The organism is Streptomyces sp. QH1-20 (genome assembly GCF_041283565.1).
Lineage (GTDB): Bacteria > Actinomycetota > Actinomycetes > Streptomycetales > Streptomycetaceae > Streptomyces > Streptomyces syringius.
Window position 1 is genome coordinate 341637 of record NZ_CP166299.1, and the last position, 13845, is coordinate 355481.

The window sequence follows — 13845 nt, forward strand, 5'->3', positions numbered from 1 at the left end:
CGGAGAGTGCGCTCCCCGGCGGGACGCCGACCACTCGGCGCGATCCATAACTTCGGTACCGGAAACACGGAAGACACCCGGTACGGAAGGACCCCCACCATGGCGTTCCGCCCGCGCGGCAGCCGCCCGCTCCGCACGCTGCTCGCCGTGCTCGTCGCCGCTTCGGTGGCGGTGCCGGTCGCGGGAGCTGCCCGCCCCGCGGCCGTCCCGGCACCCGCCCCGGCCCTCCTCGCCCCGATGCGGGCCGCGACGCCCGCCGCCCTCGACGAGCGGTACGCAGTCAACCGCGACGGCATCCGGGCGGCCGGGCGGATGGCCGCGGACCACGGTGACCGCAGGCGGGCCGCGGTGCTGCGCGCCATGGCGGAACCGACGCGTCACTTCCTCTCCTTCGACGGCCGCGACGGCGGCCGCACCACCGAGGTCTTCGGTGACCTGTCCCGGGCCGAGCGGATAGCCGTACTGGTACCGGGCTCGGACACGAGCCTCGACACGTACGGGCGCTTCCGGGCCGGCGCCGTCGCGTTGCGGCAGCAGCTGGGCGAGCGGGCCGCGGTCATCGCCTGGCTCGGCTACCGGACACCGAGCACGGCGAGCCCCGAGGCGATGACTCCGGGGCGGGCCGAGGTGGCGGCGCCCCGGCTCCGGCGAATTTTCGAGGAGTTGCGTGCGGTGAAGCCCGCGGCCCGGACGTCGCTGCTCTGTCACTCCTACGGTTCGGTCGTCTGCGCCCGTGGCGCCTCGGGCCTGCGGGCCGACGCCGTCGTCCTGTACGGCAGCCCCGGCACCGGCACGGACAGCGTTGACGGGCTGCGCAGCCGGGCCGCCGTCTGGGCGGGCCGGGGCGCCGACGACTGGATCGCCGCCGTGCCCCATGCGCGGCTCCGACTGCCCTTCGTCACCGTCGGCTTCGGGACCGACCCGGTCGCGAGGGAATTCGGTGCCCGTGTCTTCGACGCGGGGACCGGCGGTCACAGCGACTATCTGAAGCCCGGTTCCGTGCCCCTGAAGAACATCGCCCGGATCGTCTCCGGACAGGCACCGTCCCTGGCCGGCCGTCATGCGTGATCTCGTCCGGCGGATCGACGCCGCCACCCCGCCCGACCGCGACCGGGCCGTCGACGCACTGCGCGCCCTGGCCATCCTCGGCGTGGTGCTCGGTCACTGGCTGGTGACCGCCCTGGTCGCCGACAGCGGCACGATACGCGGCATCAGCCCCCTGCACTACTTTCCCCGGCTCGCCCCCGTTTCCTGGGTGTTCCAGACCCTCGCCGTCTTCTTCCTGGTGGGCGGGTACGTCGGGGCCAGGAGCCATGCCGCCGCACGCGCCCGGGGGGTGACGTACCGTCAGTGGACCGGCGCGCGGACGGGCCGGCTGTTCAGGCCGGTCGCCGCCGTGCTGACGGTATGGGCGGTGGCGGCGGGAGCCATGCTGCTGTCGGGGGCCGGCTTCACGACCGTGCAGGCCCTGTGCAAACTGGTCGTGTCGCCGCTCTGGTTCCTGTTGGTCTTCACCGCGCTGACAGTGGCGACGCCGGTGCTGACCCGGCTCCACCCGCTGTGGCCTCTGGCCGTCGTGCTGTCCGTCGATGTGCTCCGGTTCGCCTTCGACGGTCCCGAGCCGCTCGGCTGGATCAACGTGGCGGCGGGCTGGATGGTCCCGTACTGCCTGGGGACGCGCTGGGCACGGCAAGGGCTGCCGGGACGGCCCGCGATCGGGTGGGGGCTGTTCCTCGGCGGTGTGTGCGCCACCGCCTCTCTCGTGCTGTTCGCCGGTTACCCGGCCTCGATGGTCGGCGTGCCCGGCGCCAGGATCTCCAACCTGAACCCGCCCACCCTCGCCGCCGTCAGCTTCGGCCTGGCCCAGAGCGGGGCGGCCCTGCTGCTGCTCGGCCCGCTGCGCCGGGTGTTGCGGCGGCCGGCGGTGTGGGCGGCGGTGGCGCTGGCGAACCTCTCCGCGATGACGGTGTTCCTGTGGCACCAGACCGCGATGATCGCGGTCACCGCCCTCGGTCTGCTCACCGGCAGCGCCCTGCCCGGTCTGCACACCGTCCCCGACGGGACCGGCTGGTTGCTCGCCCGGCTCGCCTGGCTGCCGGTGTTCGCGGGGGCGCTGCTGGTGTGCTGGGCGGCGTTCCGCGCCTACGAGCGAGGGCGGCCGCGCAAGGACAGCCGGGTCGTGCGCGAGGGGCGCCCCGCGCGGAAGACAGTGGTGCGCGGTGCCTAGAGTGGATCTTGTACAGGGGGAGAACATGGCGAAGTGGTCGAAGGGCGTACGGGCGGTGGCGCGCGCACTGCGCGAGGACCTGTGGACGGCCGCCCCCGCCCCGCCGCCCCACGCGCGACGGACGAGCTGGCTGGAATGGCGGCCCGCGCTCGCCGTGCCCTTGGCGCTGGTGGCGGGCTTGCTGCTGATCCTGAACGCCAACGACTACATGTTCGACTACCAGTTGAGCAAAGACCTCGGCTTTGCGCTCGCCTGTGTCCAGTCGGTGGCCCTCGTCGTCGCGATGTACCGGCCGGTCCCGGCCTGGTGGGCCACGACGCTCGCCACGTTCGTGGCCGCCCAGTCCCTGGCCGACACCAGGTTCGCCATGCCCTTCCCGTGGACCCACGGCGGGATCGGTGTGCAGGCCGGGGTGCTGTTCCTGGTGGCGTTGCGGGTCCGTGTACGGGCCTCGGTCACGGTACTGGTGATCAGTTCGCTGTCGGGGCTGGTCTGCCTGGCGAGCCCACCGCAGACGGGTTATTACCAGGACGCCGATGTGGCCGTCCCGGTCTTCGTCGCCGCGACGGCGATCGGCGCCGCGCTGCGCGGCCGCGCGGTGGCCCGTTCGCGACTGGTCGAGCAGGAGGAGCTCACCGCGGAGGAGCGGGCCCGGCGCACGCTCCTGGAAGAACGCAACCGGATCGCCCGCGAGCTGCACGACGTCGTCGCGCACCACATGTCGGTCATCTCCATCCAGGCGCAGGTCGCCCCGCACCTGGTCGAGAACCCGTCCGCGGAACTGAAGGAGAACCTCGCGGGCATCCGTGAGAACGCCGTCGAGGCACTCACCGAACTGCGCCAGGTGCTCGGCGTGCTGCGCTCCGAGGACCCGCTCCCGGAGACCGTACGGCACGCCCCGCAGCCCACCCTCGACCGGCTGGACGACCTGTTCGGCAACGTACGTAGTGCCGGGCTCACGGTCACCCGCCACACCAGCGGGGACCCGCTCCCGCTGTCACCGGGCGTCGAGCTGTCGGCGTTCCGCATCGTGCAGGAGTCGCTCAGCAACGCGATACGGCACGCGCCCGGCGCCGATGTCCGGGTGGAGATCGGGTACCGCTCCGCCGGGGTCACCGTGCGGATCACCAACACCGCACCGGACCGGCCCGCCCCGGCCTCGCCGGGCACCGGCCACGGCCTGCTCGGCATGCGCGAGCGCACTGCCATGCTGGGCGGCGACCTGGCCACCGGCCCCACCCCCGACGGCGGCTGGGAAGTCACCGCGATCCTGCCCGTACAGCCCCCCGCCGCGCCCGCCGAACCTGCCGAGGACACCCCATGACGACCATCCGCGTGCTGATCGCCGACGACCAGATGATGGTCCGCCAGGGCTTCACGGTGCTGCTCAACGCCGAGCCCGGCATCGAGGTCGTCGGGCAGGCGGTGGACGGGCTCGACGCCGTCGCCAAGGTCGCCGAACTGCACCCCGACGTCGTCCTGATGGACATACGGATGCCCGGACTCGGCGGCATCGAGGCGACGCGCCTCATCACCGAACCGGCCGATGCCACCGTGAAGGTCCTCGTCCTGACCACCTTCGACCTCGACGAGTACGTGTACGAGGCGCTGCGGGCGGGCGCCTCCGGGTTTCTCCTGAAGGATGCCTCCGCCGCCGAACTCGCCCAGGCCGTACGGGTCGTGGCGGACGGTGACGCCCTGCTCGCGCCGAACATCACCAAGCGTCTCATCGCCGAGTTCTCCCGCATGAGCGGCGCCCCGCGCGCCCCGCTCAAGGAACGCGTCGGTGACCTGACGGAACGCGAGACGGAGGTCCTGTCCCTGATCGCGCAGGGCCTGTCGAACGCGGAGATCGCCAAGCGGCTGGTGGTGGCGGAACAGACCGTGAAGACCCACGTCAGCCGGATCCTGCTCAAGCTGGGCCTGCGCGACCGTACCCAGGCGGCCGTCTTCGCCTACGAGACGGGACTGGTGCGCCCGGCAGGCTACTGAGCGGTGCGGCGAAACACCCCACTGGCGCGAGGAGACATGGCTAAGGTGAACGAGAGTCTCAAGTGACGGGGGTGGTCACGGATGTTCGGCAAGTCCTGGCTTCGGGGTGTGGCGGCGGCGCTCATCGTGCTGGTCTCGGCACCGGGTACCGCCAACGCGTCACCACCGGACAGAGCCCCGGTCGTGCTCTTCCCCGCGTTCCACGCGACCAAGCTCAAGGTGAGTGTCGACCAGCAGACCGGGGCACCCGAGTGCCCCCGGTCGGGCAGTTTCGAGGACTGGTACGGCAACGACCGCCCGAGCACCGTGTTCAGTCAGGTCTGCCAGGACCGGCTGCTCACCCTTCGCTACGACGCGGATCCGTCGAAGCCGATGTCCGCGCGCTTCTCGAACCTGGCGGGGGTCGACGTCCGGGTCATCGACTACGGCAAGACCGGCAGCGCGCCGCTCTACGAGCCGCTCTACCGTCGGCTCGAAGCGGAGGGATACCGGCGGGACACCGACATCCGGGTCGCCGGTTACGACAGCCGGCTCACCCCGGACATCGGCGGCTTCCTCGAACGGACCCGCCGGCTCGTCGAGACCGCCTACCGGGACAACGGCAACCGCCGCGTGCATCTCGTGGGCCATTCGAACGGGCCCGTCTACGCGCACTATCTGCTCACCCACACCACACGCGCCTGGCGGGACAAGTACATCCAGGGGTTCACCCCGATCGCGGGGAACCTCCCCGGGCAGGGGCTGAGTTACTCGTTGCCCTTCACCGGGCTCAACACCAGGGACTTCAGCTACCCGACGACCAAGGAGAACGCCGCGAGCAGCGCACGCATGCACGCCGGCGCCCCGTCGACGTACATGGGTGCCGCCGACCCGAAGATCTTCGGCGATCGCGAGGTCGTCGTCCAGGACACCTCGACCGGCGTCTCCTACACACCACGCGACCACGCGAAGCTGTTCACCGACGCGAAGCTGCCGGTGGCCAAGGAGATCGCCGATCACTACATCGGCTTCGTCGCGTTCACCGAGGCCGGATCGTTCCCGGATGTCGACGTGTACGCCGAGAAGGGCTCCGGTCTCCCGACCGCCGTGGGAGCGCGGCTGGCGAACCTGTCCCCGGGGCAGATCGTCGGCGGCGACCAGTTCCTCACCCGGGACGGCGACGGCAACCAGGAGGACATCACCAACGAGGCGGTGCTCGCCTGGCGGGCGATGCCGTGCCACGACTTCAGCCTGACCGACAACCCGGGCGTCGACCACTTGTCCCTGGCAAGCCACCCCGACGTGCTCGACCGGCTGGTCACTCACCTCAAGCGTTCGCCCTGACACCGGTGCCCTCAGCCGAGGGCGGCACCATCCCGCCATCGGGTCAGCTCGACGCGGGCATTGGCGGTTTCGGCGTGGTCGGGGCCCAGCACCCTCAGGTAGTCGGCCATCAGCTCCTCCAGGGCGGCGGTCGCGCCGGTGGCGTCACCGGCCGCCCCCTGGCAGCGGGCCAGTCCACGGCGGGCGTGAAGGGTGTTGGGGTGATCGGGTCCCAGCACCCGAAGGCTGTCGGTGAGCAGTTCCCGGTACGCGGCGGCGGCGTGGGCGGCGTCGCCCGCTTCGGCCCGCCAGTGGGCGAGGTCGGAGCGGGCGGTCAGGACCGTGGGATGGTCGGGGCCCAGGACGCGGAGGTAGTCGCCCAGAAGGTGCTCGAAGGCCGTGGCGGCACCGGCGGCGTCCCCCGCAGCCCCGCGCCACCACGCGCGGCCATGACGCACGTTCAGGGTGTCGGGGTGGTCGGGGCCTAACACCCGCAGATGGTCGGCCAGCAGTTCCTCGAAGCCGGTGGCGGCGCCGACGGCGTCGCCCGCCTCTCCCCGCCAGTGGATCAGGTTGCCGCGCGTGACCAGGCAGTGGAGGTGGTCGGGGCCCAGCAGCCGCAGGTAGTCGGCCAGGAGCTCCGCGAAGCCGGTGGCGGCGCCGGCGGCGTCGCCCGCCATACCCCGCCACCAGGCCAGAGCGTGCCGGGTGTCCAGGGTGTCGGCGTGGTCGGGGCCCAGCAGCCGCAGTTCGTCGGCCGACAGCTCCTGATATGCGAGGGCCGCGCCCGCCGCGTCCCCGGCCATGCCCCGCCACCAGGCCAGGCGGCGCCGGGCCTGGAGGGCGTCGGCGTGGTCCGGGCCCCGGTGCCGGCAGGCGGTGGCGTGGAGGTCCTGGAAGTGGGTGACGGCAGAGATGACGAGACCGGCGTGACCGAGGCTGTCTCCGGTGCGGAAGAGCACCGGATGCGCCCGGGGCTCCCACAGGGCGCCGGGGGCGCAGGCGGTGAGGGCGGCGGTGTTGGCGCGCAGGGCCCGGGCGAGGGCGGTGTCACGTTCGGTGTCGGGCCAGGCGGTGAACAAGGCGTCCGCGCAGGTGCGTGCCAGGGTGTCGCGCGCGGTCTCCGGCAGGGTCTCCCTGGTGGCGCGTTGGACGAGGGCGTGGACGCGCACCGCCTGGTGGGGTGTGCCGGGGGTGTGGTCGGCCAGGCTGAGCCGGTGCAGGCACCGCAGGGCGTCCGCCGCGTCCTCGATGCCGATGGGGTGGCCCGGCCGGTGTCCGTCCTGGCCGGGGGTGCGTCGCTCAAAGAGGTGGGCCAGGGCCGGGGGCGAAGTCAGTACGGTGGTGGGGATGCCGTTGGGGTCGAGCAGGGCGATCAGCTGCAGCATGGGCCGTGCCAGGCCGCGCGGGCGCAGCCGGTCGGCGTGCTGGACGGACAGGGACCAGGTGGCGGCGACGGTGGCGCGGTGGGCGTCGGGCAGACCGCTGTCCTCCGGTACCAGGTCGGGCAGGGTGCGGGCCCGGTCGGCCAGTCGGGCGCGGTACTCGGCGCAGCTCAGGTGGAGGTCGACCAGGTAGGTGGCCGCCTGGGCCAGGGCGAGCGGCAGCCGGCCGAGGTCGCGGGCGAGCGCCGCAATGTCTTCGGGGTCCTCCCGGCGGTCCTGCGCGGCGAGCTTCGCGGTGAGGTAGGCGACGGACTCGGCGGGGGTGAACAGGCCGACGTCGACGCGGTCGCCGGGCAGGGCGGCGTCGCGGCGGCGGGTGGTGACCACCGTCCGGCCCCGCGGGTGCGTAGGGGGCCACAGCGCGAGCCGGCCGCCGAGGCCGCTCAGGTCCGCGGGGTCGGCCACGTCGTCCAGCACGATCAGCCATCGGCGGTCGGTGGACTGTGCCCAGTTCAGGAAGCGGGCGGCGGCGCGCTCGGGGTCGTCGGTGCCGAGGTGCCGGGTGTCGTCGGTGCCGGTCACCGCGGCGGCGGCCTCGGCGTAGGCGCTCAGGATCGCGGCCCTGTCGGTCGCGGTGACCCACACCAGCAGGTCCGTACCCCCGGCTTCCCAGGTGGTGCGGGCGTGGTGGGCGGCGAGCTGGGTCTTGCCGGCTCCGCCGGTCCCGGAGAGGACGTGGCAGAGCGCCTCGGGACCGCCCGTGCCGGCCGTGCCGCTCAGGGCGTCGGCGGCGGCGCGGTGCTGGAAGCAGTCCGCCTGCCGGGGGACGATCCCGACCGATCGTGGCCAGGGGACCGGCGCGCGTGGCGGGGCGTGGTATTCGAGCCGACCGATGGTCAGGGCCGCGATGCTGTGGTCCCGGGCGGTGACCGAGGCGGCGTCGGGGACGTTCGGGGCCGTGTGCGCGCCGGGTGCGGTCAGCCCCGTTCCGGACCCGGCTGCGGAGGGTTTCCCAGCGCCACGTCCCCCATGACGCCGGCGGCCGCCGATCCGTGGTCGGCGCGGATGTCCACCCTCCCGCCGACGGCGAGTCCTCCGTCCCCCGCCGAGACGGCGTTCGTCGCCCGCCGGGCCGATGCCACCATGTCACGCAGCTGACCGGCGACTTCGGCGCGTTCCGCATCGCCGAGGTTCTCCAGCAGGTCCTCGAACCGGGTCTGCCAGGACGCCCCGAGAAGGACGCGTAGCCGCTCGGCCTCCTGGGGGCCGGCGCCTTCGAGCTGGGCCACTGTCCGGTCGAGGCGCCGGGCGACCAGCCCGCTCCCCGAAGTGTCGCCACGGCGGAAAACACCGGCCACCCGCTCCCGGAACGCCGCCCAGGCGTCCGTGCCCGCTGCCGAGGCCACCGCCGCCCCGGCTGCCGAGGCCAACGCGATCAACGACTGATCCAACAAGTCAGTCCCCTCCCCCGCTGTCTTCCCCTGTTCCGCGCTGCCCCTCGCAAGGCGACGCGGCCCGGGGAATCGAGCGTATCGGCGCGGGAGCGTCACGCACCCGGCGATGCGGCAATCGGAGAACGGGAAGGGCCGCGGCCTACGCCTTCCACCGTTCGTGGGACGGGCCTATCGTGGTCCGCAGGCAGAGCGCGAGGACTCATTGGGTACGGGCGCAGGCTGATACCCGGTGTTCCACCACGGGGGGGGGACATGTCCGACCTACTGCGTTTCGACTTGGCCGAGCACGGCTCGATCATGGTGGAGGTCGAGGCGGACGAGCCGGGGATCGCGAGAGCCTCGCGGGTGGGGAATCTGATCACCTCCACCACGGAGTCGTTCGAAGCCGCGCTCGATCACGTACGAAGAGCGGCCGACGCCGCCCTCAGCGGCTTCCGGAGCATGGAGGCGCGGCCGGACGAGGTGCAGATCCAGTTCGGTGTCCGTCTCAACGCCGAAGCGGGTGCGGTCATCGCGAGGACCGGCGCCGACGGGCATCTCCAGGTCTCCCTGACCTGGCGCCGGGAAGCGGTGCCCGCCCCACCATCTGCCGAACCGGACGGTCGGGGCTTCGACGGCCCACGTCCGGCGAACTGACGCCCCGGCGATCCGACGTCGCGGATGCGGGAGTCATCGGGCAGCGCCATCGAACGAGCCATCGCCGTCATCGACGCCGGGGGCCCGTCCTCCGGCCTCGCCTTCCTCGTCGGTCCGCGTGAAGTGATCACCTGTGCGCATGTGGTGGAAGCAGCGGTCCATCCGCACCCCGCGTCCTGGATCGGGCACCGTCTCACCTTGGTCTTCCCTCTGGTGGCGCCGGGCGAGCCCGTCCTCGCCGAGGTCGTGACCTGGCATCCGGTGGCCGACGACGAGTCGGGCGATGTGGCGGGGCTGCGTGTGCTGGGCCCCCTGCCCCCGTCCGTACGGGCCGTGCGCCTCAGCCCCGTGACGGAGTTGTGGGACCACCCCTACCTGACCTTCGGGCTGCCCGAGGGCAGGTCCATGGGCGTGTGGAGCCGCGGCAGGCTGCTCGCCCGCCAGGCGGGCGGGTGGCTCCAGCTGGAGGACACCCGCACGACCGGATTCCCCGTGGCGCGCGGGTTCAGCGGCGCGCCCGTCCACGACCTACGGCTCGAAGCGGTCGTCGGCATGGTCGTCGCCGTCGAGACACGCGCCGAACGCCGCACCGGGTACGCCCTCCCGACGTCGGCTCTCCTGGACGCCTGGCCGGACCTGCGTTCCGCCGTCGACCCGCCCAGTCCCTACCGCGGGCTCGAAGCGTTCCGGCCGGAGGACGCCGCCGTCTTCCACGGCCGGGAACGGGACGTCGACCGTCTGCACGCGTTGACGGGATCCCACCGTGTGGTCCCGGTGGTGGGGGGATCGGGCAGCGGGAAGACCTCGCTCCTGCACGCGGGGCTGGTGCCACGGCTCGCGCGCTCGGACACCCCGTGGGCGGTGCTCCGGCCCCGGGCGGGAACGACTCTCGGCTCGGCGCTGGCCCGTTCCCTGGCGAGGCTGACGGCACCGCCCTCCCCCGACGGTACGCCGCCCGGCCATGAGCTCGTGCGGTCGCTCGAGGAGGACATCGCCCGGGGACGGCTGCCCGACATCGTCGTCGGCGCCGCGGAATCACACCACCGGGAACTCGTCCTGATCATCGACCAGTTCGAGGAGCTCGTCATCGCCTCCACCGAGGAGGACGACCGTGTCCTCGAACAGCTCCTGTCGCTGGCTGTCGGCGGGCCCTCGGCGCGGCCGGCGGTACTGCGGCTGGTGGTCGCCCTCCGCGCGGACTTCTTCGACGCGGCGCTGCGCCACCCCGTCCTGAGCCGGATGGTCACCGAACACCCGCTGCTGCTGCGTCGGCTCTCCGTCGACGACCTGCGACGGGTCATCGAGCGCCCGATCGCACGCTGGTGGGGCATCGGATTCGAGGCAGGGCTGGTCAGCCGCATCCTCGACGAGGTGGGCTCGGCGGCCGAGCCCTTGCCGCTGGTGCAGTTCACCTTGAGCCTGCTGTGGGAGCAGCGCAGCGCCGGCCTCATGACGCACCGGGTCTACGAGGGCTTCGGTGGCGTCACCGGGGCCCTCGCCCACTACGCGGAACGCGTCTGGCGCGACGGTCTGGAGCCCGCCGGGCAGGAGGACGCACGGTGGTTGTTCACCCAGTTGGTGCGACCGGACGCCTCCGGACGGCACACGGGGCGGGCGGTGGCGCTGGACGATCTCACCCCACGGCGCCAGTCGGTGGTCGACCGTCTCTCGACGGCCCGGCTCCTCGTCTCGGACAAGGATCCGGAAGGTCGCTGGACCGCGAGTCTCGTCCATGACGCGCTGATCGGCGCGTGGCCGCGGTTGGCGGGCTGGGTCGCCGAGGACAGGACGTTCCGGGTGTGGCAGGAGGAGCTGCGGGGCCATATCGCCCTCTGGGAGCGCGGCGGTCGCGAACGCGGCGGGCTGCTCACCCGACGGTCCCTGCAAGCCGCCCTGCGATGGCTCGACGAGCGCAAGGCGGACCTGACCGAGGCGGAACGCTCCTACATTCTGGCCGGTCGCAGCGCCAGGCGCCGCCATGCGCTGTTGCGGACCGGCGGTGTCGCCCTGGCCGTCTGCCTGGTCCTGGCGCTCGTCGCCGCGGTCGTGGTGGTCGATGTGAGAAGTCGTCAGGCCGCCGATACGCGCAGGACCAGCGCGTCCAAGCAACTTGCCGCGCGGGCGAAGGACGCCGCGACCGCGCCCGACACCGCGGGGCTGGCCGCTGTCGCCGCCTACCGGACGGAGGCGACTCCCGAGGCCTGGGAGAGTCTGCTGCTGCAGTTCCTCCGCACCCGGCACCACCAGGCTCTCCTCCCCTCTCCCGACGGGGAGGAGATGGCCTACACCACGGGCTCGCACGGCCGGCTCGTCGCCGCGAGGAGCAGCGAGGGGCGCGTCCTGGCCTGGCGCCCGGGAAGCGGGGAGCGCGCCCGGGTGCTCGTGGACGGACGCGCCCGTGCCGTCGCCGTGTCGAAGGACGAGAGTCACCTGGCCACCGCGGTGCCCGGCGACGAGGTCGCCCTGTGGGACGCTCGAACGCATCGGCGTGTCCGGTCGCTCCCGGTTCCCCCGGTCCAGGAGGGAGCCGGCCGTAGTGTCGTCAGCCTGGCGTTCGACGCCTCGGGTCTACGGCTCGTGGGCATGGCGGCCGGAGGGCTCGGCGCCGTCGTCTGGGACCTGCGCCGGGCGGACGGGGCTCCGGCGCTCATCCGGCCCGACGCCGCGGGGCGGGAAAAATTCTCCCGCGTCTGGCCGGGGACCGAAGGGCGCGTCCTCACCGAGGGGAGGGCCGCCGCCACGCACGCCGCGGGAGCCGGCACCAATGAGGTGACCATCTGGTCGGGCCGCCCTCCCCGTCCCGTCCGCGGCACTGCCCTCGCGCCGGCCGACGAGGGGAACGGCCGGGTCGTGTCCTCGTCGGGGGAACAGGCTCTCGCCTGCGAATTCACCGACAACGTCGGCACGTGGCAGCTCACCGACCTCGTCTCCGGGCGCCACCGCACCCCGGGCTACGCGTCCGAGCTCGCCCCCTGCAACCTCGAGGAGACCCATCTGATCGAGCTCGGTGACGGTTCCCACGCCGCGGTCCTCGCGACCGAGGCTTCCGTGGGCGTACGGCCCGCTCCCGAAGCCACCGCGGACGGCCGCGACGACACCTACGAGAAGGTGGCCGAATACGGACTGATGTCCGCGCGGGACCGGCTGCCGCTGCCACTCGGCGGGCCGCGGAACGGCATGGTGGTGACCACCACCGCCAACACCCTTGTCGCACTGGGCGAAGACGACCGGCTGGTTCCGGTGGGCATGGACGGAGCGGCGTCGAGCCTCGTGTCACGGGACGACGGCCGCTATGCCGCGCTGGTGGACAAGGAGTCCCGGCTTCGGCTGTACGACCTCGGTACCGGTCGGCAGATCGCCGACGAGTCGGCGCCGCGCGAGGCACGCCTCGCCTTCGTGGGGAGGTTCCTGGCGCAGAGCCGCAGCGACGGCATCGTGCTGCGTTCGCTCCCGTCCCTGCGAGAAGCGAGACTGATCGCCCCGCCCCGGTCGGCCGACGAGCGCGACCGGCCCGAGGCCATCGGCGCGGACTCGGCAGGCCGCCTGCTGGTGTGGCGCGACGGCATGCTCACCCGGTGGGACGTCGACAGTGGCAGGAGCATCGGCCGGCCCCTGCCGGTGGCGGCCCCCGGGCCGGCTCCGCGAGCGGGCGCCGGTGGGGCCCGGCCGGAGGCGGAGCTGGTTCCCCGCCCCGGCACCGGGCAGGTCGCCCTGGTCGTGCACGGCATCGCCGATGTCGGTGTCCGGGACCTCCACCGGCGGAAACAGACGAGGACGTTCAGCACGGCGTCCGGCACGACCGCGGAGGGCGCCGTCTTCAGCCCTGACGGCGACCGTCTCGCCCTCATCGATTCCCACGGTCGGACCACGGTGCACCGGTTCGCCGACGGCAGGACGACGGGGCTCCTCTCGGGCACCGACAACAGCGACCGGCTCATCGGCTTCAGCGGCGGATATCTGGCGGCCTTCGACCGCAGGGCACGCCTGAGCGCCCTCGGCCCTGACGGCCACCTGGTCCAAGCCGATCTGGTGGGGCCCGAGTTGCGGCAGACCGCGACGAACCTGCGAATGGCGGTCACACGATCCGGCGAGACCCTTCTGATCGCGTCCGGAAGGCAGGTCCGGCCCGTGCCCTTCGGCCCCGGGCGATGGATCAGGCATCTGTGCGCTCTGGTGGGTCGCGAGCCCACCGCGACCGAACGCCGGACATTCCCGAAAGGGAGTGACGACGACACGCTGTGCCCGGCCCCCGAACCAGAGGTGAAGCGATGAACTTACCCCGAGCGGTCCCCGCTCTCACGCTGCTCGCCCTGTACGCCGCCACGGGGTGCGCCTCGTCACCGGACGAGGTACGCGCCCGCCCGTCCTCCGGCCGCCCGACCGGATCTTCGTCCGGAGCGTTACCTGCCGGCTCTCCCGCACCCTCCTCCGCCTCGCCGAGCGGAGAGCGGGACGACTTCGAGGCTCGCACGGTCCGCCGGCTGATGGCTGAAGCGGGGGTGAGTGATGTGTTCAACGACCCTGCCGACCAGCCCGGCCCCCTACGGGCCGTGGCCGGTGTCTGCCCCCACGTCGTGACCGATTGCCAGGTCCTCTACTTCTTCCACGGCTCCAGGAAGGTCGGTGATCTCACCACGGAAGTGGTGTCGGTCCGGTCCTCGGACGGTACGACCGTCACGGTGCGCTTCCCCCAGTTCAGGACCGGCGACCCCCAGTGCTGTCCGTCCGGGCGGCCGAAGGACGTCCGCTGGCGCTGGGAAGGCTCGTCGCTCAAGCCGGACTTCACCCTGCCACCCGGCGCGAAGTGGAACCAGCTGGACAAGAAGCCCCGTTGGTGAACAGCCTTCAT

The 13845-nt window shown here is 72.8% G+C and carries 10 protein-coding genes; 8 read left to right on the forward strand and 2 right to left on the reverse strand.

Features of this window, described 5'->3' with window-relative positions; translation table 11 throughout:
* The first annotated feature begins 99 nt into the window (after positions 1 to 99).
* From AB8O64_RS01670 to AB8O64_RS01690, 5 genes are all read left to right on the forward strand, one after another.
* The gene (locus tag AB8O64_RS01670) at positions 100 to 1068 is read left to right on the forward strand and encodes an alpha/beta hydrolase (protein ID WP_370417452.1); all 969 of its coding nucleotides are present in this window, start codon (positions 100 to 102) and stop codon (positions 1066 to 1068) included.
* Positions 1061 to 2227 carry an acyltransferase gene (locus AB8O64_RS01675; protein ID WP_370417453.1) on the forward strand — a complete coding sequence of 389 codons (1167 nt, stop codon included), beginning with the start codon at positions 1061 to 1063 and terminating at the stop codon, positions 2225 to 2227. The genes AB8O64_RS01670 and AB8O64_RS01675 overlap by 8 nt, the downstream gene beginning before the upstream one ends.
* A gap of 25 nt (positions 2228 to 2252) precedes the next feature.
* Positions 2253 to 3551, forward strand: coding sequence for a sensor histidine kinase (locus AB8O64_RS01680; RefSeq protein ID WP_370423764.1), 1299 nt, complete (start codon positions 2253 to 2255; stop codon positions 3549 to 3551).
* On the forward strand, positions 3548 to 4219 hold the full coding sequence (locus tag AB8O64_RS01685; protein WP_370417455.1) for a response regulator: 672 nt from the start codon (positions 3548 to 3550) through the stop codon (positions 4217 to 4219). The genes AB8O64_RS01680 and AB8O64_RS01685 overlap by 4 nt, the downstream gene beginning before the upstream one ends.
* A gap of 81 nt (positions 4220 to 4300) precedes the next feature.
* On the forward strand, positions 4301 to 5542 hold the full coding sequence (locus tag AB8O64_RS01690) for a hypothetical protein (protein ID WP_370417456.1): 1242 nt from the start codon (positions 4301 to 4303) through the stop codon (positions 5540 to 5542).
* 11 nt (positions 5543 to 5553) lie between these two features.
* Here AB8O64_RS01690 and AB8O64_RS01695 read toward each other — a convergent pair whose 3' ends face one another.
* Both AB8O64_RS01695 and AB8O64_RS01700 read right to left on the reverse strand, forming a co-directional pair.
* Positions 5554 to 7956, reverse strand: coding sequence for a tetratricopeptide repeat protein (locus tag AB8O64_RS01695; RefSeq protein WP_370423765.1), 2403 nt, complete (start codon positions 7954 to 7956; stop codon positions 5554 to 5556).
* A complete protein-coding gene (locus AB8O64_RS01700; protein WP_370417457.1) occupies positions 7884 to 8345 on the reverse strand; it encodes a hypothetical protein in 462 nt (153 codons plus the stop codon). Before AB8O64_RS01700 ends, AB8O64_RS01695 begins: the two co-directional genes overlap by 73 nt.
* A 267-nt stretch (positions 8346 to 8612) precedes the next feature.
* On the opposite strand from AB8O64_RS01700, the gene AB8O64_RS01705 reads away from it, so the two are divergent.
* The 3 genes from AB8O64_RS01705 to AB8O64_RS01715 are packed head-to-tail and all read left to right on the forward strand — an operon-like array spanning position 8613 to position 13834.
* Positions 8613 to 8996, forward strand: a complete 384-nt coding sequence (locus AB8O64_RS01705) for a CU044_2847 family protein (protein WP_370417459.1) — start codon at positions 8613 to 8615, stop codon at positions 8994 to 8996.
* Positions 8997 to 9020: 24 nt separating this feature from the next.
* Positions 9021 to 13268 carry a trypsin-like peptidase domain-containing protein gene (locus AB8O64_RS01710; protein ID WP_370417461.1) on the forward strand — a complete coding sequence of 1416 codons (4248 nt, stop codon included), beginning with the start codon at positions 9021 to 9023 and terminating at the stop codon, positions 13266 to 13268.
* The gene (locus tag AB8O64_RS01715) at positions 13265 to 13834 is read left to right on the forward strand and encodes an LppP/LprE family lipoprotein (RefSeq protein ID WP_370417462.1); all 570 of its coding nucleotides are present in this window, start codon (positions 13265 to 13267) and stop codon (positions 13832 to 13834) included. Before AB8O64_RS01710 ends, AB8O64_RS01715 begins: the two co-directional genes overlap by 4 nt.
* Positions 13835 to 13845 lie beyond the last annotated feature (11 nt).

Bases quoted from the DNA above. Each gene is read 5' to 3' on its own strand.
- AB8O64_RS01670 (WP_370417452.1), top strand. From the start codon at position 100: ATGGCGTTCCGCCCGCGCGGCAGCCGCCCGCTCCGCACGCTGCTCGCC.
- AB8O64_RS01705 (WP_370417459.1), top strand. From the start codon at position 8,613: ATGTCCGACCTACTGCGTTTCGACTTGGCCGAGCACGGCTCGATCATG.
- AB8O64_RS01715 (WP_370417462.1), top strand. From the start codon at position 13,265: ATGAACTTACCCCGAGCGGTCCCCGCTCTCACGCTGCTCGCCCTGTAC.
- AB8O64_RS01680 (WP_370423764.1), top strand. From the start codon at position 2,253: ATGGCGAAGTGGTCGAAGGGCGTACGGGCGGTGGCGCGCGCACTGCGC.
- AB8O64_RS01675 (WP_370417453.1), top strand. From the start codon at position 1,061: ATGCGTGATCTCGTCCGGCGGATCGACGCCGCCACCCCGCCCGACCGC.
- AB8O64_RS01710 (WP_370417461.1), top strand. From the start codon at position 9,021: ATGCGGGAGTCATCGGGCAGCGCCATCGAACGAGCCATCGCCGTCATC.
- AB8O64_RS01685 (WP_370417455.1), top strand. From the start codon at position 3,548: ATGACGACCATCCGCGTGCTGATCGCCGACGACCAGATGATGGTCCGC.
- AB8O64_RS01690 (WP_370417456.1), top strand. From the start codon at position 4,301: ATGTTCGGCAAGTCCTGGCTTCGGGGTGTGGCGGCGGCGCTCATCGTG.